This is a genomic window from Chitinivibrionales bacterium (assembly GCA_014728215.1).
Lineage (GTDB): Bacteria > Fibrobacterota > Chitinivibrionia > Chitinivibrionales > WJKA01 > WJKA01.
In genome coordinates this window covers 32,762-54,776 of sequence record WJLZ01000114.1, presented here as the reverse complement: position 1 = coordinate 54,776, position 22,015 = coordinate 32,762, and the positions used below count along the sequence as shown (strand labels likewise).

Here is a 22,015-nt window from a genome sequence, read left to right as displayed (position 1 = left end):
GATTTATACTACCGATTAAATCAGTTTGTCCTTACAGTTCCTCCGCTGAGAGACAGGGGGGAAGATATCTTGCTGCTTTCATATTATTTTCTTGAAAAATACAGGTTGCAGTATCCTGATAAAGAAATTGCGGATTTTTCTCCGCAATCGTTACGCATAATCAGCTCATACGAATGGCCGGGAAATGTCAGACAATTGGCAAGCGCAATTCATAAAGCGGTGATTACTGCTCAATCACCAATTGTCGAAGTGCAGATAAAGACAAAGGAAAATACCGTCACTAATCTGGATCAGGCGACCAGAAATTTCCAATTAAAGCTCATTAACAGAGTACTTGATATGACCGGCGGAAATAAAGATCAAGCTGCCGGCATGCTAGGAATTCATCGGAGTACATTATTTCGCTATTTGAATCCTCCGGCAAAATAGTTAGCATATGTATTTCCACTATATATTGCGGTTTATGGTGAGATTATCATTCGATAAAACTTGTGTTTCTTTTTTTGTCGTATGTGTCTTTGCAAATGCATTTTCGCTCAAAGAAGAAGTCATACGGAAGCATTTTGAATGGGGAGAATACGATAGCCTTGTCGTAAAGCTTCAACCATATTTTTCATCTCTTGCCGAGATTCAGGATTCTGCTCAGATTGCAGAATATCATCTTTATTACGCTGTTGCTGAATATGCAAAAGGGAAAATCAGCGAATCTCGGGTTCATTTTATTAAGGCATATGCCTTGAATCCGGAAATAGAATGCGAAAAAAAATATGTTAACGAGGAGATTTTAGATCTTTTTGCCGCTACAATTGATGAGTACAAAAGGCAAATCACCCTTAAGGCAAAGCAGGACTCGCTCCTTCTGGAAAAAGAGGAAAGGCTTGAGCAGAGTAAGACCAAACTCGAAATAATTGAGCTGAAAAAGCAAAAAAGGAATAAAATTATTGGTGCTGCAATCGGCTATACACTTGCTTGTGCAGCGGCTGTTTTTGCAGTATCTGAATACAATAAGGCTGAAAGATACTACGATATTTTCGAGACTGCCCGCACGGCGGGGGATAAGGCTGTCTACGATGAATACAAATTCAAGACCAAAAAAACCGATGCTTTAACGATAGCAGCAAGCATGGCATCGGCAGTAGCTGCCGGAATGGGGGCTGCATTTACATTTACCGCTCAAAAAGAGCGAAAAACGATACGGGACTTGCAATCTCAGTCCATTGGAGCAGAGCTAATACAATATGGCATACAAATCAGCGTCGAATTTTAAAAGCAATAGTGCGCGGACAGCTATTTTATTGACCGTTTGCTTCCTGTCGTGCATACATGATACTTCATTGCCGCTTCAGAATGATATCCCGGATTGTGATTACCAGAAAATAAATTCAACGCTTTTCTATCCAGACAGTATAATCTGCACATTAACAGTCAACGATTTAAACGACACGATGCATAGCCTCTTTTCCGTAATAGCGGGCACAGTAGATTTCGACAGCATCGTTTCTGATACCCTGCCATGGATAGGGCATACACAGTATCTTAACAGGGATTATACCGATAAGCAAATTCTCATTTCACTTGCTGGCAGTACACTCGGGAAATTTAATGGTGATCTGCTTATCAATGATTCATTTGGTGATATATATGTTCTACCCTATTCCGTTGAGCGAATGTTCTGCGATTCATTTAATATGTATCCTCTCAATGCTCTGTACTGGCAAAAGTATGATGATATGGATTCCGCGCATGTCACCATGGATTATGCCGATTTAAAACTGATGTTTCTCTTTGATACATCATCATCTGCGACAGGAGCGGCGGGAACAGGGGTGAGAAGCAAGTTCGCCGTTGACGGTGACTGCAAACTATCGGTAGATTTCAGCTTGCGTGATGACATGTTCGACGGATTCCATACCGATTTATTCCTGTCGACCAGTTCCGATACAGCCAAGTATGCCGGGCGGACATTCGGGATGTTTCTTGAGGCCGGTGGGCAATGGATCAATATCAAATGCAAGTCGGGATGGCAGATGTCAAGCAAAGAAATACAATATTATACCGGGACTCTTTATATTGAAAAGGTCGATTCAACAGTTAGGTTTTTCGGCAAAGAAGCAAAGCCGTCCTCCGGCAGAGTACAATTTGCCGAATTTTCCTTCTCCGACAAAGATCCGCTTTATGTCCACTTCAAAATGATGGTTGATGATCGCACAAGAATTCGTCATTGCACATGGGATAATTTCTGCATAACTGAAGGCACACTCGTTTTTTAAGTTACACAGATATTCCCTAAATATAAAGCAACCGTCTCACTTCTGCAACGTTTGTCGCATACCTGAGACACATAATTCTGGAAATTGCCTAAAAAGCTTGATTTTGAGCACAATTGCAAATGGCATTCAATTTGCTTAATCTTTAGTCATAATTGCAGACGAGTTCAAGATATGTAGTGCGGCTTTACCTTTTAAAGGAATTGTTGCAATTTCAAAATCTGTTTGCTGTCTGTAAAATTATTAATTATATTGAAAAACGATCACCAATTTTGCTCAGGAGATTAAAATGATCCGAAAAAATCACTCCCAAAAATTCCTGCTGTGCGCAATTACTGCAAGCCTCATTTTTGTGGTTTGTACCAGCGAAAACACCCTGAATGCCAGCAACCAGAGTAGCGAAGGCGGTGTTGCAAAGTTTAAAATTGTTGCAGCCTCAGATTCACCATTTCGGGAAGTAGCGGATTATGCTGTCCTGACCATCAGTGATGAAAATGTCCCTGATTTAAATTACACCTTAACCGTCACCGATTCGTCAATTGAGGGGTTGGTAAGCGGAATACCTGTCGGCGAGGACAAGTTGTTTACTATTGCTGTATATGACAGCTACGAAAACCTGCAATATCGTGGAGAATCACGGGCAGATATTATTGCAGACAGCACAATTTTTATTGCAATAACGCTCAGAAGGGTTTCCGGCAGTGCCTATATTTACGGTGTCATTGAAGAAATCCCATCGGTGAGTCCATCGTCTGAACTGGTAGCACACTGGCGTTTTAATGAAGCAAATGGCATGCGTGCCTATGATAATTCCGGCAATGATCATACAGGGGAAATTCATGGCGCTCAATGGGAGCAGGGTATTGCCGGAAGTGCATTGCTGTTCGATGGTACTGATGATTATGTTGAAATAGCCGATAAAATAAGCGATTTTCATCTCACAACGTATTCTATAGAAGCCTGGATAAAGCCATCAGAATTGCCCCTGGAAAATGGCTGTGCCTATTGTGCGGATATGTTTATTTACAGCACTATTCATACGTCAGCAGGTATGGGAAATTGCCTGCTTTTCAGAGATGGAAGACTTATGGCATCTCAGAATACAGGAGGGTGGTGTTGGAAGACAACGACAGTACCAGTGATGGATGGCAAATGGCATCATGTTGCAAGTACATTTGATGGCTCCACATTACGCTTGTATTTTGATGGTGAAATTGTAGAGTACTGGACATGCAGCAGCGCTATTTCCTACGATCAGACGCCCGTTTCTATTGGCGCAAGTCCCTGGCAATCAATCAGCAAGGGGTACTTTCATGGCTTGATCGATGAGGTAGCCGTGTGGAATGTCGCTCTGGATTCACTTACTGTTCTGAATCATTATACTGCATATCGATAATGAATACCGGATTTCGGACCAGACTCCTTATCTTTTATTGCATGATATAATATTGCGTTTTTTCGGGCTGCAGTGAACTTATACATTCCCGCCTCGCTCAGTTATTATATAATTTATATACTATGGAGTATGCCACATCGAATTTATTTTGCAGACGAATTATTCACCATCTCCTGATAGGCGTGCTGTCTCTTTTCAACACAGCCCTTGCTGATCAGCTTCCAGCATACAACGTAACCAACCCGGCTGTTGAGGATACATTCTTTATCGGGGATACGCTCCACATCCAATGGGAAGCTAATACCGAGCTTGTTTATGAAGCATATATCTATATTTCTTCTGATTCCGGTGTTAACTGGAGTGAAATACCTGATACTTCTGTTACTCTTCTTGATGCTGAATGGCTTGATTATCCGTGGATCATTTCTGATAGTGTTGGAGGTGAAAGAATTGCCGGAAAATGGTGTCGTTTGAGGATATGCAATTACGCCAGGACACTCTGTGCTTTATCTCCATATTTTTTATTTATTGATTTCAAAGATAACAGCAGGATTCGCAATAAAAACCGCACAGGCAAAGCGTATTTAAAATCTGCAAGCAGGAATATGTTTATTTACGGGCTTGATGGCAGGGTCCGGAAAACCGATTTAATTTCAACGCATCTACTGCATAATTTGAAATTAAGCGGTTATCCGTGCAGCTATTATATTTGCAAAGCTGATTCAAATACCGGCTATTTTATGCTTAATCTGATTCATTAACTGGAGAGTGTAAGGATTAATGCTGGCTAAATGCAAAAACGATCCGTATGCAATCTTTTGTGTGTTGTTAATTGCTATTCATATACTGTTTGCTAATAATCAATCTGCACAGCAATCAGTAAACAGAGCATCTCCATTGAAAATCAGTCGATCCTGGAATTATTACAGCATTCTGTCGGAGAAAATGCCGTTGTTTATACAGATTTATCATCAACTTGAACTAATCGTTGTAGGTGATTCCCGCGCGGCGTGGGGAATAGATCCCCTCAATTTTTTTGATACTACAAATCAAGCTTATCCACAGGCATTCAATTTCAGTATTTACAGCGCCGGGCTTCCTGCGGTCGAGATTCAGATTCGGGACTATGCCTTTAACCTGCCCAAACTGAAATGGATCGTTTATGGCATTTCACCGCGTATTTTTAATAAGGAGTGGCTGAGTAGTGGTAAGCAATGGCAACTACTTACAGCTAGTCCCGGATATAAATTCGATATGGATAATCCTGACAGTATCTGGGTAAACGATTATGGTTCTCTGATAAGTCCTACACCACCGGATTATTGTTGCCAAAACATGACTTTCTGGGGCTATCCAACAGATTTGGCCGATAAAGACAGTGGAAGTTGGATGTCTGATTTTGATAATCCGGAAACAGAAAGAAAGTTAAAAGAGCTTGTTCAGAATGGCACTTTTTCTCTTTCGGAAGAGCGAATTGCGCAATTTGATTCGTTATTGGCAGCTTTGCAATCAAGAGGAATTTATATGCTTGGTTATACTCCTCCAATGCATTATTTCATAGCAGACCAGCCTTGTACTGATGATGATGGAACCACTCGGGAAGGATATGATCTTGTTGTAAATTTTCTTGAAGAAATGCAGGTTAAATATAGCAATTTTATATTTATTGATATTGATAATAAAGCAAATAATGATTTTTCCTCCGACGAATTCTGGAATTTTGACCATCTCAATTCAAAGGGGGCAAAAAGGCTGACCCAATACCTGAATCAATACATTCTTTCATCTGAAATCAGACGAAATAAAGGCGTGGGTTACCCCTCGCAATTTCATAATACCTATTTGTCCAATGAGGAAATCGATATTTATACAATTCAAGGTTCTTTCATTGGTTCATTCCCTGTAAAAAGGATGAAATATGGCATTTTGCCTGAAAAAATTCCTTCGACACTGCTTATTATCAAAGGTAAGCAATCTCAAAAGCATCTTGAATTTCATTTTGAGCCGAATGACGTTTTTTTCGATTTTCACATAATACATTAACGATCGATGATACATTAGCCGGTTTGTTATCATTCTGTAAGGTAACCGTCGCATCCGTGCAACGTTTGTCGCAGGACAGAGACACATAATTCCAAAAATGGGCTTTTTTGAGCTTAACGGCTGCTTATATATTGGCATGTATATTGCAATTTGCAGGGTGGTTTAATTTATGCTGGAATAACAGTGTTTTTGCCACTAAACCCGATAGCCTTCTGTACTATCTTATTTACAAGGAGTGCTTTTATGATCCCCAAAAGAATGATATGCATATCGCTCACTTTTTTATGTGTCTTTGGCGTATCAGAATCAGTTTTTTCTCAGGCGCCTCAGACGATTCCATATTACTCTGAGTGGACAAAAGATTCAACTCCAACCCTGTCTTGGTATGCCGTATCGGGTGCAAGCAACTATCAGATAGCTATCGATGATGATCCATCATTTACTGCTCCGATAATTTTAGATCATACTAATGGTTCGACAACATATACTCCTGGATCACCCTTGCCCCTGGGGGTGATTTGGTGGAAAGTTTCAAGTTCACTCAATTATAATATTTATTCTGAGACAGATAGTTTTGAAATTTTATTTGAGCATGCTCCATATATCATTCCCTGTACCCCAGATCCTACTTCAAATAGGAAGCCGCGACTTGAATGGTCTGAAGTAGCCGGCGCAACACATTATTTTATCCTCATCGATAGCACTCCAGCCTTCGACAGTCCTTTTATTAACAAGCAGACAGGCAGCTCAGGACAAGATACATTCTTTATACCGAGTAATGATCTTCCTTATGGTTCAATTTACTGGAGAGTTTCCAGTTCCTATGACAGTTCACAGTTCTCAATGCCCGATCAATTTGAGATAATTAATTTTGAGCCTGCTTGTATAGCTCGCTGGTCCTTTGATAAGGGGAGCGGTGATTCTATATATGATTCAAGCGGTAATAATCATAATGGTTATATACATGGAGCAACCTGGACCTCAGGTTATAATGGAAACGCCCTTCGTTTTGATGGCGATGATTTTGTCCAGGTGGCAAACCATCCGCAACTTGATATTCAAAAGAATATTACAATTGTAGCCCTTATCAGACCTTCTATTATAACCGGCAATCATACAATAATCAGTAAATCTGATGGTTCGACTCTTGGTTACGATATTGCCTGCAATCCATCCGGTAATGCATATGGAAGGGTCGGAGGAGCCGGTAACTCCAATCGCTATATCATGATGAATTCACCGGTCCTTAATAATGAATGGCAAGATCTCGCTTTAACTTTCGATGGACATACTTCGAAACTCTATTATAGTGGTGAGCTTGTTGCAAGCAAAAATGTCGATGATTCATCGGGCATCGTACCGCATGACCTTTGTATTGGCAAAATGGCCGATAGAAATGGTGACAATTTTATCGGTGATATCGATGAGCTTGCTATCTATAATTGTGCCCTGAGTGCTACGGATATTTCAAATCTTTCCTATAGGCCCGATACGCTTTCGCAGGAACCTCGGCTTGTTGCTTATTGGTCGTTTGATGAGGGGAGCGGCGATACGGTTAGTGATGCTCAAGGTCATAATGGTTTCATAAACGGTGCAAATTGGACAAATGGGATAGATGGCAAAGCATTAAATTTTGACGGCATTGATGACTATGTAGAAATCACTGGAAACCCGGGCGATCTCCGGCTTCAGAAATATACAATTATGGCATGGATTAAACCGCACGTGCTGTTGAGAGAATATGGTGCAGCCTATATGGCCGATATGTTTGTTTATAGTACGATACATTCGAATCCAAGTTTGTCAAAAGGAAACTGTATCCTGTTCCGGGATGGTAAATTAACTTCATCGAAAGCCTCAGGCGGTGTTGGGAGCTGGTGTCATAATCAACTTGAAGTACCTGTTATGGACGGCAAGTGGCACCAGGTAGCCGTCAGCTTTGACGGTACTCAGCAACGGCTTTATTATGACGGCGAACCGGTATTAATATGGACGTGTCCGGAACCGGTCGATTATGATAATACCGCTCCCACTATCGGTGCCAACCCGGATCAACACATAAGCCAAGGGTATTTTAATGGTGTTATCGATGAAATTGTAGTTTACGATCAAGCGCTTCATCCGGATACTGTCGCTCAATTTTATTCCATTTTTGCGTCTGATACATCCAAACAACTCGAAATTAATCTCGGAATGAAAACTGCATATGCTCAACCTGGACAGGAGCTTTGGATGCCGGTTTATATTACTAACTATGAAGATTATATCGAGTTTAATGCATGTCAATTTACAATGAATATAGATACTGCGGTAGTTACTTTTCTTGAGGCATCAAAAGATAGCGGGATTGTTTCGGATTGGATGTTAAGCTGTAATGAAGGTGCTGGTAATTCAATCAATTTTGCCCTTGGCGGGATTTCTACTTCTCTCGGGTACAGCGAAGGTGAGCTGTTACGCTGCAAATTCAGGGTCAAACATCAGGCATCCGGGGGTAGTTTTTCGAATCTGATAATTTCAGATATTATCGTTGATGAATCGGGCCTTGTTACCGCAACATCAACACTAGGCAGAATTATCGTAGATACTGTTGATGTATTATATGGAGATATTACGGGTAATAGAATTGTTAATGCCTTTGACGGCGCATATATCCTTGAACATATCGTCGGTAACCTCATGCTTCCCGACCCCGCGGTTCCCAATTTCACCACCATGGTTGCGGATGTCAGTGGGAATGGTGCGATTACCAGTTTCGATGCTGCTTTGATATTTCAGCACAGTGTGGGGCTGATACCGGTTTTTCCGGTTGAGCAACGCAGCATGGGGAAGGTGTTGTCGGTAATGGAAACGGCATCGGGAACTCTTCAGCTTGTTTTAAACGAGAGTACGAATCAGAATGAAATTGCCGTGGATATGAGGGGCAGAAATCTGAAAGGATATGTTGCCGGTGAGTTCGGAGTTCGGTATAATCCATCCCTTGTTAACGTTGATATCGGCGGGGATGCATCCTCTCCACTTCGGGGCCATAATCTGGCAATGGGAATCGACAAACCTGTCAATAAATTCAAAATTGCCCTTGCTGTTAATGATGATATCGATGATAATCAGGAATTAACTCTTCTAACGCTTACCGTACCTCGAAAGGGCACTGAGGACCCGACCTCGGCCCTTTCACTTGTTTCTGCAGAGATAAATGAGGGTGCAATACCAACCAATATCCCTCTGGGAAATCTGGTCGGCCTTAAACAGGGATATTCGGCGGATAACTCCGGAAATATAGCATCACGAAATATGACAATGCTTTTCAACAACCGGATTCTGATCTGGAATGATGCCAAAAAACCGGTATCACTATCGATCTACGATCTTAAGGGAAGGCTTGTTTTCAACGACAGCTTTGCTCCCCAGGCCCGTTTTGTTTCAATACCATTGGAACAGTTGTCATCGGGGATGTACATCTATAAAATAATGCGCGGTTCTCAGCCGGTTGTCAGACATTTTATCCACAATAGAAAATAGCAGATAGATCTTATCCTTCTTTCTGGCCATTTGCAGCAAAGAGAAATTGGGACGAATGCTTTCGTCCCTTTTTCTTTTTGAGTTATTTTATTTCTATGGAGCAATTTTTACGATATAAAATTAAGCGCAAAATCGACTCGGGCGGGATGGCTACCGTGTATCTGGCGACCGATACGGTTTTGCATCGTGATGTTGCTCTTAAGATGGTTCATCCCCACCTGCTCGATAAACCGGAAACACTCAGGCGCTTTGAAAATGAGGCCCATGCCATTGCGACACTTTCTCATGATAATATTATCAAAATATTTGATTTTGGCGAGGAGAATGGCCGGCGTTATCTGGTAATGGAATTCATCGACGGTTCTACTCTTCTTCAGTTGCTCGAAACACATACCATTTTGCCTAACCTGGTTATTCTCTCATTGTTTGCCCAGATCTTTTCCGCATTGAACGCTGCGCATGAAAAGGGGATATGCCATCGTGATATTAAACCTTCAAATATAATGATCGACAGACATGGCTCGGTCCGGATCATGGATTTCGGCATAGCTCATCTGGTAAATCAGGACTCGATGACTATGACCGGAACATTTCTCGGTTCGCCAAATTATATTTCACCCGAACAGGCTCAGTCAAAAAGAATGTCGGTAAAAAGTGATGTCTTTTCTGCAGGTGCTGTTCTTTACCAGTGTGCAACCTCTTATCTTCCCTTTGATGGTGAAACACCTCATTCGATTATCTATTCGATAATTCATGATGAACCTCAGCCGGTTGTCCACCATAATCCGAAGCTTATTGCCCATATACCGGAACTCATTGAAAAATGTATGATTAAAGACAGCGAAATTCGTCCTTCTTCACAAGAATGCTTTGAACTGATCGAAAAGTTTTGTCTTTCCAACAAATTTCATATCGGCAGACAGCGGATTGCACGATTTCTGATCGATCCTGGGGAATATTCCCGCTCGGAAAACAGAGAATTGCATGAAATGTATTCTCAGAAGGCACGGCTGGAATTTAAACAACGCAATTATGTTACTTCATTGAGAAGCTTTTCTCAATCAAAAGTTTTTGGCGATTTGCCTCCCGAGGATCGCAAAATGGTCTCGCGCATAGGAAAGGGAATTGCTTTTCGACGAGTTGCTGTTTATCTGCTAATCGGTTGTATGACCGCGGGGATGGGATTTCTTTTGTGGCCCTTGATACAAAAAGCCGATCTAATCATAGAAAATACCCAGAAACAGAAGCTGAAAGTCGAACACGAAACGGTGATGGATGATCTCAGAGAGGAAAAGGATACTGCAAGGCCTGCCGAATCCTCCCATGAGAATCGGCGGCAGCCTCCCGAACAAAAAATAAAGACGGCAGCACGTCCTGCCTCCAGAGAAACGGCACCTCCAAAAATGGAGAAAATTGACGGGTATTTTTCAATTTATACCCGCCCTCCCATAGCCGAAATCTATGTAAATGACATTTACAGGGGTACAAGCCCGGTCGGTGTCTTATCGCTGTCTCCGGGGAGCCATCGACTAAAAATCACAAAGAAACGCTACAAAAATATCGATACGGTTATTACTATTATGCCTGAAGATACCCTCATTGAGAAAATTCCTCTGAGTAAAATTCCCGCAAAGAATCATGAATAATAGTTGAAGCAAACTATTTTGAGTAATATATTATTCTCATGTCCTTGCACGTTTATCCGGCTGCTGCAATCAAATGGGCCGGAAAAAACCGGTTTATCATCTGCAGGTATCTATGAATAAGTTTGCGATATTCCTTCTTGCGCATATCATTCTGCTCACTTTTTTTGCTCAGGCTCAGTCACAGCAGCATTCGTTTACTGCAGAAATAAGGCAGCATTTCGAATGGGGTGAGTACAATAATCTGATTGAAAAACTTGATCCCTATCTCGCTACACCTCCGGATTCATCAGATTCATCGCTTATAGCAGCATATCATACATATCTTGGCGTTGCCTATTTCGACAGGGGAGAAATCGGAGACGCCCGGGAACAGTTTGAAAGGGCCCTGATGTATGATCCCTCTGCAAAGCTCGAAAAGGATTTCGTTTCTCAACCCATGCTGGACCTCTTTGACGGCGTTCTGGAGGACCTGCAGGAGCTTAAAAAGCAGCAAAAAGAAGCAAAAAGAAAAGATTCGCTAATCGTCACCCGGGAAAGGGAACTCAAAAAAAGCATAACGACAGTGACCAGGATACAGCGAAGCTGGATTATGAGAAAAAAACAGATACATTCGATTACGGCTGTTTCTCTCTATGTTCTTGCTGGTATCATGGGTGGCGTGGCGGTGTATCAGTATGGTATTGCAGAAGAAAATTATAAACATTACAAATATGCCAGTGACAATGGTTATCTGGATGATAGACGAAAATACCGGCGTATTGTTTTACGGGCGGATATTCTTACTATCAGCGCTGCATCGGCTGCCGTACTTTCTGCACTCTCAGGGGCCGTTTTTACCCGAAATGCCCTGCAAAGAAAAAAGCAGTTGGACAGCGATTCAAAAACTCAACTGGAGATCGAACCGGATGAATAAGCCGTTCAAAAGATCTATTTGTATAGAATGGCTTCTGAAAGCACTTGTGCTCTTTTGCAGTATTACCGGATGTCTGCACGACCTGGATTATCCATTAAGTAACAACATCCCCGTTATAACGGAGATTTCGTCGAAAGGCGATTCTCTTATGGTTCTCTTTCATCCTGAAAGTACGCTGTGCACCCTTTCAATTGCCGATTATAATGACAGCATACTTATTGTGGACTCGACAACATGGCCTGGAAAATACACGTTACTGAACAGTTGTCTTGATGAAAAACGGCTTGTATTCTATCTCGATACCAACCTGCTCGGTTATGTTTTTGAGGGTGAATGCAGAATTATTGATGAACAACATGCCGGAATGCGATTTCCCTATTCTGTAGTCAAACAATTCAAGGACCCTTTTGACGCCTATCCGTTGACCTGGTGGGGAGAATCGATCGATTCCGATTCGATCGGGTATATGCGATTTTATAGTCCCATTTCCAAGGTACAGTTCTTTTTTCCGGATACGAATCTGACCGACACCTCGACAATCGCACTTACCAGCAAATTTGGCTTGACCGGTGACTTTAAATGGAGTATCAATTACTGGATCCGCAATGATATGTTGACAGGGTTCAGGCTTGGATTCCGAACTACGACCAGCAGGACATTCAACGATCCGGACGGGCAGGAAGCGGGATTAAATATTGTTGGTGATTTCAGCAGTTTATCGATCGAATATTTTGATAACAATGTCAACTCTTACATTGGAGAAGTCGGCAGGAAATTTTATTATGGGCCTGTATGGTTTATCCGCTCCGGGTGGGAGCTGCATATTATTCATGAGTCGATTGAAGGAGAGATGGATACGTTGACGCAGTTTCCGCAGCCGGAATTAATTTATGATGTACAGGACACTGTTTTTATACATATTTTTATGTCGGTAAGCGATTATTCAAATGAGCGTTTCGGTACATTGTTTGATTTCACCGTTTATGAAGGAGAGTTCTGTTACTAATGGAAATATTAAAACGGTTTTCAGGAAAAGGATCCCGCACAATTGAGCTCCGGAAATCTCCGATACTTCTTGGGAGACATTCCGATAATGATGTTGTTCTTGAAGAGAAAGGGATACCGGATATTGCTGCGAGGATTGAGCGGGAAAAGGAGGGGTTTTCGCTCGAAGGGATCAAGCCCGGGACAGCAAAAGTTAATGGGAAAAAGATCAAAAGTGTTGCTCTTGCTCCGGGAGATAGAATTGAGATCGGTTCGGAAATCTTTATCTTTGATGAAACGGAAGAAAACAACAGGTCCGATAAATCATCACTGGAGCAGACCATGCACAGCATTTCCCGCTTTTGTGAAGCCATAGGAAAAGAACGGGATTTAAAAACCTTATTAAGAAAGATTATCAATTCTCTCTTTGAAATTATCGGGGGAGAAGAAGCTTTTATATTTACGGTTGATGAAAATCGTTCTCCCCGTATTTTTATTTCATCTTCGGATGATAATGCCGAAGAGCGATTCAGTGATACGATTGTTCAGGATGTTCTTGCTTATGGCCGAGGTGTTTTTATCGGTAATGCGCTCGATGATCCCCGTTTTGCTCATGCACAAAGTATTGTTGATCTTAAGCTGGCGTCGGTGCTCTGCTGTCCGATCCGGATAGCGGCTAAGACGATCGGCGTGATTTATCTCGGGTCGAAAAAAGCGGCCATATCATTTTCCGAGCACGAATTGAACATCCTGCAGGTCTATGCCCGGATGGCAGGGATGCTCATTAACCATGTCGAATATATTTCACAGCAAAACACAACAATCAAGCGGCTTGCTGAAATACACGATAATGAAAAGATTATATCAACTTCGCCTGCCATGTCCCGGCTTCTCGAAACGGCCTTCTCTGCAGCCCAGTCGGATATTATCATTCTTCTTGAAGGTGAGACCGGCACCGGAAAAGATCTTATCGCCCAGGCAATCCACCATCGGAGTAAAAGAAAAAGTAAACCTTTTGTGGTGGTTAATTGCAGCTCCCTCACCGGCGACCTTCTTGAATCCGAGTTGTTCGGACATAAAAAAGGAGCATTTACCGGCGCGGTAAAAGATCATAAAGGGCTTTTCTCCGCAGCCCACGGGGGTACCCTGTTCATGAACGAGATCGGCGAAATGAATGTTGGACTGCAGGCGAAGCTGCTCCGTACCCTTGAAACAGGAAAAATCCGCCCTGTCGGTGCATCCACGGAAGAATCGGTTGATGTTCGTATTATATGTGCGACAAACCGGGATTTAAAACAGATGGTTGCAGAAGGGTTGTTCAGGGAAGACCTCTATTATCGCATAAATCAGTTTGCTGTGAAACTACCCCCTCTCAGGGAGCGTGGGGAAGACATCAAACTTCTTGCATACTATTTTCTGGATTTATATAAGACTCGATATCCTCATAAAGATATCATTGATTTTAATCCCGAGTCCCTGAAGGCTATGCTTTTCTATGATTGGCCGGGAAATGTTCGTGAACTGGCAAGTGTAGTCCATAAGGCGGTTTTAAGCGAAACAGGAGGTTTTGTAAGGGTTGAACTTGATGATGAGAATACGGTTGTTGAAGGATTCGACCAGGCGACGAGGGAGTTTCAGAAAAAACTCATCAAAAAGGCTTTGGCAGCCTGCGGCGGGAACAGAGAGAAAGCGGCAAAGATGCTTGGAATGAGCAGGAGTTCATTTTTTCGGTATTTGGCGCTGGTTAACGAATAATCCGCTCCTCACCCTTTCGCCTGCGAAGGTTCTTATTCTATTTTCAATGCCCGGCTATGACATTCTGATCACTACTGAAAAGTAATTATTTTATAGCATTCACATTCATACTTATCTAATCTAAAGGAGCTTGTAACGTGGCAAAATTAACTGGAAAAGCTGTTGTTGCGCAGGGAGGGGGCCCTACGGCAGTGATTAATCAAAGCCTGGTCGGCGTTGTCCTTCAGGCGCGTGAATATCCTTTTATCGAAAATATCTACGGTGCGCTTCACGGCGTTCGAGGTATTATCGATGAAGAATTTCTTGATCTGACCCAGGCGACAATGCACAACCTTGAGCAGGTAGCCAGCACGCCTTCATCCGGTATGCTTTCTACCAGAGATAAACCAGATGAAGAATATTGCGAAAAGATATTTAAAGTGCTGAAAGCTCATGATGTTCGGTATTTCTTCTATTGTGGCGGGAATGATTCTGCCGATACCTGCAGGATCGTTAATGAGAATGCCAAGCAGGCCGGTTATGAACTGCGTGTAATTCATATCCCCAAGACAATCGATAATGATCTTCTGGTAACCGACCACTGCCCCGGATTCGGCTCTGCAGGTAAATTCGTTGCCCAGGCCTTTGCCGGAATCAACCTGGATAATCGGAGTATTCCCGGTGTTTATATTGGTGTCGTGATGGGCCGTCATGCAGGATTCCTGACCGCAACAAGTATTTTTGCAAAGAAGTATCCCGATGATGGACCGCACCTTGTGTATGTCCCTGAAAAGCCTTTTGATCTCGAAAAATTTATTGCCGATGTCGACCGGGTATACAAAGAATACGGGCGTTGTGTCATTGCGATATCCGAGGGAGTGGTAAATGCTGAAGGGATACCGATTATTACGGAACTGACAAAAAGCGATGAAAAGGATGCTCATGGCAATATTCAGCTCTCAGGAACCGGAGCTCTGGGCGATGCCCTTGGGCAGCTGATAAAAGATAAACTGAAAATCAAACGTGTCCGTTGTGATACTTTTGGCTATCTGCAACGGAGCTTTTTAGGCGTTGTATCCGGTACCGATGCTCATGAGGCACGTGAAGTGGGCGAAAAAGCGGTCCAATTCTCGGCATGGGAAAATGTCGACGGCAGCGTTGCAATCAGAAGAACCGGGGATTATTCGGCAGAATATTTCCTGACACCACTTGAAACGGTTGCCCGTAATACAAAGATGATGGCTGATGAGTATATTGATACCGAAAATTCTACAATTACAACGGCATTTAAAAATTATGCCCGTTCATTAATCGGAGTATTGCCTGATTATGAAAGAATTTCGGCTCCTGTTGTCAAGAAATTGCTCCATTAAAGCCGAATATATGTATTTTCAGCACTGCAGCATTAATAATGCTGCAGTACCTTAAACCATAAAGCCCGAAAAAGAAATTTGAATTTTTTCCAGTCATTTCATCGGAGCATTGTCGATCCGGACTACTACAAAGAAATAGTTTCTTTTTCCTTTTTTCGTCCTTTCAAATATCTTGTTTCGCTGCTTCTGATCAGCTCTTTAATTTCAGGTGTTTTCCACACGTGGCATGCTTTTAGTCTCACTGATGGCCTGCCGGTCTATCTCGCCGAGATCTTCAAAAAAATCCGGTATGAAAATGGGGAACTCCATCCGGAGAGAGAAACCCCTTATATGCCTAATAAATCGTATATTGCTCAGGCTCTTGATATCCATTTTAATGTTGAAGGCACCTATTCTCTGTTACCCGATTCGTTGTTAATTGTCGATACCGCAGCAACACCATCAAAATACGAAAACTCTTCCACCTGGGTCGTTTTAGGGAAACGGCAGGTTTTTTTAACTTTTGGAGGAGTATACTTAAAGACGTTGTCATATTCTACTTTTATGTTAGAATCATTAAAGGGTAAAAATATTGAAAGGAAAATAAAAAATTACCTGCAGGGACAGACACTATCCTTTTTCTTATTCTATTTTACAAGAAATATAATCAGAATGGCGGGTGCTCTACTCTTTGGTATTTTATTCCTTTCATTCGCAACGTATATTTTCTCAATGCGACGAGTTGTCTCTCTGAGGGATATTTTTAAAATGAGCTGTTTTGCTGTCAGCCCGATTAGTGCAGGTGTTGTAATAAGTGCTGCGGCAGGTGTACGCTGGCAGTGGATACCATATATTTTTCTTTTTATATCATCAATGGTTCTTTTGCGTGGAGTTAGAGCAAATATCGGAAAGATCGAAAATAATACAACCGAATAGGGAGCGCACATTCATGTTGCTGGATATTGAACAAAAAAAAGGTGATCCGGAGAATCTTGACGGACGCCTTACCGTCTATGCTGTTATCGATATCGATCCATCCGAGCTTATGACCACGAACCATCCCATTGGATCGGTAATCCATAATGGTTTATTGGTTGCCCAGGGAAATTTTCAGGAACAGAACAATCTGAGGGATTTCCTCCAGTCGGAAATGGGACTTTCTCTGGAGGAAGGTCTGGAGGAAATTATTGGTCGGCTTGATGGTCTCGAATCGGCCCTGGATCCTGATAAGTTGCGTGATAAAATTCAGAATATGAAAGAGTTTGAAGATTTTATTCCCACTCCGGCAAAGATCGTACCGTTTCATTCGGAATCCGAAATAATGGCACAGGAGGGGGATGTTTTCTTTGTTGGAACATTCGCTCATATCGGCAATGCGAATTTGAGCGTCAATTCCTTTCCCATACTTTATCAGGCACGGTATCGTGAGCAACAGGTATTCCGGGTAAGAAATGAAATCGAAAATCTTGTTGCCCAGATTGAAAAAGGTGGAGGAGGCACGGGAAATAAACCGATAGCTCCCGATACTAATGTGCAGGAAAAGATATTGAAAGAGTACATACCCAATATGCTCTATTGCCGAAAGGATGAAACGGTACTTAAAGCGGCGGAACGGCAGTTCAAGAGCTTTTTCAGTCAGGACAAATACAAGAATGATGTTAATGCTATTATTGATTTGATAGAGAATGCCGATGAAATGGCATCAAAGCATTTCAGGCTTTTAGAATTATATGCCAGCAAAATTTCAGAGTTACATCGGGACAATTTCGCGGCGGCTGATAAAATTAATCAAGATATTACAACAATTTTAAATGAGCTCGGACACTAAACCGTCTCAGATTATCAGTGTTAAAGTATTTTATCTTCTGGTAAGGAATGCGTAATAATGCAAAACGATACAGGCTTGTTGGCAAAAATAGTTGAGCATACGCCGATTATTATTATTATTACCAACAATGACGGCACATTTCGATATGTAAATGAATACGGGGAGCAGCATCTTGGCACGCAGCGGTCCAATCTGATCGATAAATCATTTGAAGATTATCTTTCTCAAATAGAAGGGAATTTGAGCTGGAATCAGATTATGGATGTCCTTCATTCGGGCGATTATTGTCAAACGAAAATGATACTCTCTTCGGTACAGGGTGAAGAATATATCTGTAATTTCAATGCATTCTGTATTCTTGATGATCACCATCCGGTGGCGCTCACATTCATGCTGATCGATGTGACTGAAGAGGCCGATAAGGCCGACCAGATTGAAAAAAAGAATATCGAGATGGCACGGATAAATTCCGAGTTGATCAGGTCGAATGCAGAATTGAAAAAATTGAGTAAATTAAAATCGAGCTTTCTCAGTATCGCTTCGCACGAACTCAAAACGCCGCTTACATCGATTAAAGGATATTCCGATATAATCATGGACAGCATGAAAGATCGCCTTGACAGCGGAGTACTTCGCATGGTCGAGAATATCAATCGGGCTGCCGAGCGATTACACCGTGTGGTAAATGACATTCTTGATGTTAACCGTATCGAGCAGAAACGTCTCCGGCTTCAAGTTGAATCAATGAATCTCGAGTCGGTCGCTCGGGACTGCATTGATGAACTGGACTCGGTAAGCGCAAATAGAAATATCGAAGTGCGGTTGAATGTCGATGAAGCTACACCCCGTTTTTTCGGTGATAAAATACGCATGCACCAGGTATTTGCCAACTTATTGAATAATGCAGTTAAATTCTCTCCCGATAATACGGCAATCGAATTGAAAATTATGCCCTACGAGTACGAACAAATTCAGATTGTCGTAAAGGATCAGGGGATCGGAATCGACAAGGCCGACCAGAAGAAGATTTTCGATCCCTTTTATGAGATCGCCAATACAAATCGCCATAGTACACATACCTCTCGTTTTATGGGAGGGGGCACCGGGTTGGGGCTTTCTATTGTTAAGGGCATAATCGAAGCTCACGGTGGCCGGATATGGGTTGAAAGTGCCGGCGTTCAAGAGGGCGTATTTAACGGCAGCGAGTTTCATATTATTCTTCCGGTAAAAGCTCAAGTTACTGTTGAAGATGATGAGACCGATGAGATCGATCTTTCTGAAGGAGATGAGTTGGGTGAGGTTTCCGATGAAGTTTCTCCGGAACAGAAACCGGTTGTGTTATTTATCGATAGTGACAGGGAAGCTGTTGAGGTTGCCCGGATGGTGCTTGAGAATGTTTTTGATGTTGTTGTTGCTGAAAACGGTGAACTCGGGCTCTCAATGGCATTCAGCCACCGTCCATCGTTGATACTGCTCGACTCTGACCTTCCGGGAATGAATGGTTACCGGGTTTGTAGCCTCCTCCGCTCTCAGTATGAAACAAGGAATACTCCCATCGCTTTCTTTTCTGCTGCAGCAAAGGATGAAGAGATTCAGCGATGCTTTGCCAGCGGGGCAGACGATTTCATTGTTAAGCCATTCAGCGGCAAAGAGCTTGTGGAGAAAATCTGGCGTATTTTAATGAAGAAAAAGGAAGATGCCACTTTCAGATAAGTGGTTGAGCTGTTGGTACCATTAAAAAAGCCGGAACAAGAATCTTGTTCCGGCTTTTTTATTAATTTCAACGAAATATTCGATTATTTTGTCTGTCGTTCGATTGTTTCCTTATCGACATTTTCTCTCAGTGCTTCTGCAAAAGAACGGTCGAGTTTGATTGGATCCTTATCTTTATCGTCGGCATCGATAATATACACCGGCGTTGGATTGTCGAGATAACCGATAACTTCGGCATCTTCGAATAAATAAGTTTTACTTCCTTTAGCGGTTGCTGCAACAAGACGTTTTTCTACCCATCCGACATTTGTTTCATAGCGGACTTTATAATGATCCCGTTTTTCTTCCAGAACCTGCATACGTGTATTAACACCCACAGTAACAATCGGCTTTTCGTAGAGTTCACGCTTCTGATTTTTGTAAATACCGACGTTGTCTTTTCTCGGCTGTACCCAACGTGTACCTTTTTGAGCAAATACACCGGCAAAACAGATAAGAATTGCTAATGAGATAAAGCCCAGGCGCATAAACGCCTCCTCTCTGTGTGAAAATTTTTCGGTAGCCTTATTTTTAATATAGTACCTTTTTATGAAAAATGCAAGGACTAAAGCGCTTTATTAAAACGCTTGAATTCGATTCATTCTTCATTTCTCTCTCTACAAAGAATCTACGCTTTTTTAGTCGTAAAAAAGTGGCTATACGTTCAATTTAATTATCTCATATTATATTAAAATTTTCAATAAAATGGGACTCATCGTATTATAATTTTATTCGAAAATCCCCAATAGGTGGGTCGTATCGATTGATTGAATGTTTTCACCCTTTGCACAGGCTGAGACAATTTCAGTCCGCTTTGCCAAATAGATCGTGTGGGCAGGAACAAAAACGGCAATGCCTGTAGTTGACATGGCACTGAGATCTAAATTCCAGGGATTTTTTATAAGTTCAATGACCGTGTTTTCCGCGCCGATACCTGAATATCGGTCGTGGCCGGTCGGATTAAGGGGGGCGGTTACAGGAATACAGAGCTGAATATTCGTAAAAAATACCGATTTCCCTTCAAGCGGGGCAAAAATATCAACACGGTAGAGAGTCATTCGATAGGAGAGAATGGCTACGGTCCAGGTGAAACAGGGCTCTGTATCTTCACCGCAGAGGTATGATTCCACTATTCCATAACCTTCCGGACGCTCCAGCCGATGAGATTTGGTGGTTTCTATTATTTTCGGCTTGGTATCGTTAAGATTCAGGAATAATCCGGCTCTGTTTTCGTGCTCAAGAAGTGAAAACGCTGTGACAGGATGGGGAGGCTTTCTGAGAATTGTGAAATAGAGGTGCTTTTTCGGGGCGCAAAACACAGATCCCCGTGCCTTTTGGTCCTCCGTAGAAAAATTAAAATGTTCCTGCACCGGTTTTCTTTCATTCGGCAGTCTCGAATCAGAAATGCCTTCAGTTTTTAGCGCAAAGAGCCAGGCACCCAGGATATAGCAGAATGAAGTGCGGAATTGTGAATCTGATGCCTGAAAGAGAGATTTTTTAAAAAGGTTAAAACATATGTGAGCGGTGCGTTTAGCATAACATTCCCAGGCATTTGGACATGCTCCCCAGTGCATGTAAGTTTCCAGAAAGAATACGAGCATGGCAAGGTTTGTCGAATCACTTTTATCAAGGCAGAGGATCTGCCGGGGTGTTGTCGACGCAATCAAAAGGCGGAACATGTTTGCGGCATTGGCTTTTAATTTTAAAGGAATTTCCTGCTCCGGGTGTTCGATCAATACGATACAGCTTTCATTGAATAAATAAAAAAGTTGTGCAAAATAATTGGATGTGCGGTTCTGCATGATCGAAGGTGTATGTAATATTGAAGGTGTATGTAATGAAGTATCTCGCTTATCGGAGCATATCTCATTTAAAAAGCCAATCAGCGCAGCATTAATTTCTTCCCAAGGGAGTATCGGAGAGGATAAAAAGACCGCCGGAAGATGGCGTAAGCTGTTTTTTGCATCCTTCTGTGATTTTTCGATAAAATGCCGGTATACTGTAGAATCCATATTGTTGAATATTTTCAGTAATGCAAAATCGCTTTGCCGATCTTATTGCTCGTATTTTCGTCTACAAGGTGTTTTATTATGGTAAGTGCGAAGGGGATTGCAGTACCTACGCCTCGGCTGGTAATAATAGTGCCATCGGTAACCACGTCTTTTGCCACAAATTCCGCACCCTCAAGTTTATCTTCAAAGCCGGGGAAACAGGTGGCTTTTTTAGCTTTCAAAATGCCGGCCCCCGCAAACACTATGGGTGCTGCACATATGGCGGCGCAAAGTTTTTCCTCAGCATATGCTTTTCTTACAAGAGATAGTACTTGTTCGGATTTACGCAGGTTGTCGGTTCCCGGTTGTCCGCCTGGAAGAATGAGGCAATCCGGAACAGAGGAAATTTCATTGAGAACAGTATCGGTTCCCAGGCGGAGACTATGGGCGCCACAGATTTCGGTTGAGCCGCAGCCGGCAACCTGAAGGGATACCCCCGCTCTCCGGAGTAGATCGATTGAAATAACCGCTTCACTTTCTTCAAATCCTTCAGCCAGAAGAATTACAGCTGATTTCGTCACGGATCTCCT

The 22,015-nt window shown here is 42.3% G+C and carries 18 protein-coding genes; 15 read left to right on the top strand and 3 right to left on the bottom strand.

Annotated elements, in window-relative coordinates; all coding sequences use genetic code 11:
• The 15 genes from GF401_08555 to GF401_08485 form a co-directional block, all read left to right on the top strand.
• Positions 1 to 429 (top strand): sigma-54-dependent Fis family transcriptional regulator (locus GF401_08555; GenBank protein MBD3345096.1); only part of this gene is annotated, 429 nt, incomplete at its 5' end.
• A 34-nt stretch (positions 430 to 463) separates the two neighbouring features.
• On the top strand, positions 464 to 1,267 hold the full coding sequence (locus GF401_08550) for a hypothetical protein (GenBank protein ID MBD3345095.1): 804 nt from the start codon (positions 464 to 466) through the stop codon (positions 1,265 to 1,267).
• 67 nt (positions 1,268 to 1,334) lie between these two features.
• Entirely contained in the window at positions 1,335 to 2,270 is a 936-nt protein-coding gene (locus GF401_08545; GenBank protein ID MBD3345094.1) for a hypothetical protein, read from the top strand.
• A gap of 286 nt (positions 2,271 to 2,556) precedes the next feature.
• Positions 2,557 to 3,663, top strand: a complete 1,107-nt coding sequence (locus GF401_08540) for a hypothetical protein (protein MBD3345093.1) — start codon at positions 2,557 to 2,559, stop codon at positions 3,661 to 3,663.
• A gap of 122 nt (positions 3,664 to 3,785) precedes the next feature.
• Positions 3,786 to 4,424 carry a hypothetical protein gene (locus GF401_08535; protein MBD3345092.1) on the top strand — a complete coding sequence of 213 codons (639 nt, stop codon included), beginning with the start codon at positions 3,786 to 3,788 and terminating at the stop codon, positions 4,422 to 4,424.
• Between the two features lie 19 nt (positions 4,425 to 4,443).
• The gene (locus tag GF401_08530) at positions 4,444 to 5,706 is read left to right on the top strand and encodes a hypothetical protein (GenBank protein MBD3345091.1); all 1,263 of its coding nucleotides are present in this window, start codon (positions 4,444 to 4,446) and stop codon (positions 5,704 to 5,706) included.
• A gap of 243 nt (positions 5,707 to 5,949) precedes the next feature.
• Positions 5,950 to 9,225 carry a T9SS type A sorting domain-containing protein gene (locus tag GF401_08525; protein ID MBD3345090.1) on the top strand — a complete coding sequence of 1,092 codons (3,276 nt, stop codon included), beginning with the start codon at positions 5,950 to 5,952 and terminating at the stop codon, positions 9,223 to 9,225.
• Positions 9,226 to 9,320: 95 nt separating this feature from the next.
• Positions 9,321 to 10,871 (top strand): protein kinase, encoded by a 1,551-nt coding sequence (locus GF401_08520; protein ID MBD3345089.1) that lies wholly within the window; start codon positions 9,321 to 9,323, stop codon positions 10,869 to 10,871.
• A 73-nt stretch (positions 10,872 to 10,944) separates the two neighbouring features.
• On the top strand, positions 10,945 to 11,784 hold the full coding sequence (locus tag GF401_08515; GenBank protein ID MBD3345088.1) for a tetratricopeptide repeat protein: 840 nt from the start codon (positions 10,945 to 10,947) through the stop codon (positions 11,782 to 11,784).
• On the top strand, positions 11,777 to 12,790 hold the full coding sequence (locus tag GF401_08510; GenBank protein MBD3345087.1) for a hypothetical protein: 1,014 nt from the start codon (positions 11,777 to 11,779) through the stop codon (positions 12,788 to 12,790). The genes GF401_08515 and GF401_08510 overlap by 8 nt, the downstream gene beginning before the upstream one ends.
• Positions 12,790 to 14,523 (top strand): GAF domain-containing protein, encoded by a 1,734-nt coding sequence (locus GF401_08505; GenBank protein ID MBD3345086.1) that lies wholly within the window; start codon positions 12,790 to 12,792, stop codon positions 14,521 to 14,523. Before GF401_08510 ends, GF401_08505 begins: the two co-directional genes overlap by 1 nt.
• 137 nt (positions 14,524 to 14,660) lie before the next feature.
• Positions 14,661 to 15,875: a diphosphate--fructose-6-phosphate 1-phosphotransferase gene (locus GF401_08500; GenBank protein MBD3345085.1), complete on the top strand. Its 1,215-nt coding sequence runs from the start codon at positions 14,661 to 14,663 to the stop codon at positions 15,873 to 15,875.
• Between the two features lie 78 nt (positions 15,876 to 15,953).
• The gene (locus GF401_08495) at positions 15,954 to 16,790 is read left to right on the top strand and encodes a DUF1189 domain-containing protein (GenBank protein MBD3345084.1); all 837 of its coding nucleotides are present in this window, start codon (positions 15,954 to 15,956) and stop codon (positions 16,788 to 16,790) included.
• Between the two features lie 13 nt (positions 16,791 to 16,803).
• Entirely contained in the window at positions 16,804 to 17,682 is an 879-nt protein-coding gene (locus GF401_08490) for a hypothetical protein (protein MBD3345083.1), read from the top strand.
• Positions 17,683 to 17,739: 57 nt separating this feature from the next.
• Complete coding sequence (locus tag GF401_08485) at positions 17,740 to 19,395, top strand: response regulator (protein MBD3345082.1); 1,656 nt, start codon at positions 17,740 to 17,742, stop codon at positions 19,393 to 19,395.
• 83 nt (positions 19,396 to 19,478) lie between these two features.
• On the opposite strand, the gene GF401_08480 is transcribed toward GF401_08485, so the two are convergent.
• The 3 genes from GF401_08480 to GF401_08470 all read right to left on the bottom strand — a co-directional run bounded on the left by GF401_08480 (position 19,479) and on the right by GF401_08470 (position 22,006).
• Positions 19,479 to 19,922 carry a hypothetical protein gene (locus GF401_08480; GenBank protein ID MBD3345081.1) on the bottom strand — a complete coding sequence of 148 codons (444 nt, stop codon included), beginning with the start codon at positions 19,920 to 19,922 and terminating at the stop codon, positions 19,479 to 19,481.
• Positions 19,923 to 20,162: 240 nt separating this feature from the next.
• Entirely contained in the window at positions 20,163 to 21,446 is a 1,284-nt protein-coding gene (locus GF401_08475) for a hypothetical protein (GenBank protein MBD3345080.1), read from the bottom strand.
• 14 nt (positions 21,447 to 21,460) lie between these two features.
• Positions 21,461 to 22,006, bottom strand: a complete 546-nt coding sequence (locus tag GF401_08470) for a DJ-1 family protein (GenBank protein ID MBD3345079.1) — start codon at positions 22,004 to 22,006, stop codon at positions 21,461 to 21,463.
• Positions 22,007 to 22,015: the final 9 nt, after the last annotated feature.

Coding starts and splice junctions, on each gene's coding strand:
- GF401_08475 (MBD3345080.1), bottom strand. CDS start 21,446: ATGGATTCTACAGTATACCGGCATTTTATCGAAAAATCACAGAAGGAT.
- GF401_08530 (MBD3345091.1), top strand. CDS start 4,444: ATGCTGGCTAAATGCAAAAACGATCCGTATGCAATCTTTTGTGTGTTG.
- GF401_08525 (MBD3345090.1), top strand. CDS start 5,950: ATGATCCCCAAAAGAATGATATGCATATCGCTCACTTTTTTATGTGTC.
- GF401_08535 (MBD3345092.1), top strand. CDS start 3,786: ATGGAGTATGCCACATCGAATTTATTTTGCAGACGAATTATTCACCAT.
- GF401_08490 (MBD3345083.1), top strand. CDS start 16,804: ATGTTGCTGGATATTGAACAAAAAAAAGGTGATCCGGAGAATCTTGAC.
- GF401_08520 (MBD3345089.1), top strand. CDS start 9,321: ATGGAGCAATTTTTACGATATAAAATTAAGCGCAAAATCGACTCGGGC.
- GF401_08480 (MBD3345081.1), bottom strand. CDS start 19,922: ATGCGCCTGGGCTTTATCTCATTAGCAATTCTTATCTGTTTTGCCGGT.
- GF401_08540 (MBD3345093.1), top strand. CDS start 2,557: ATGATCCGAAAAAATCACTCCCAAAAATTCCTGCTGTGCGCAATTACT.
- GF401_08515 (MBD3345088.1), top strand. CDS start 10,945: ATGGGCCGGAAAAAACCGGTTTATCATCTGCAGGTATCTATGAATAAG.
- GF401_08510 (MBD3345087.1), top strand. CDS start 11,777: ATGAATAAGCCGTTCAAAAGATCTATTTGTATAGAATGGCTTCTGAAA.
- GF401_08505 (MBD3345086.1), top strand. CDS start 12,790: ATGGAAATATTAAAACGGTTTTCAGGAAAAGGATCCCGCACAATTGAG.
- GF401_08550 (MBD3345095.1), top strand. CDS start 464: ATGGTGAGATTATCATTCGATAAAACTTGTGTTTCTTTTTTTGTCGTA.
- GF401_08485 (MBD3345082.1), top strand. CDS start 17,740: ATGCAAAACGATACAGGCTTGTTGGCAAAAATAGTTGAGCATACGCCG.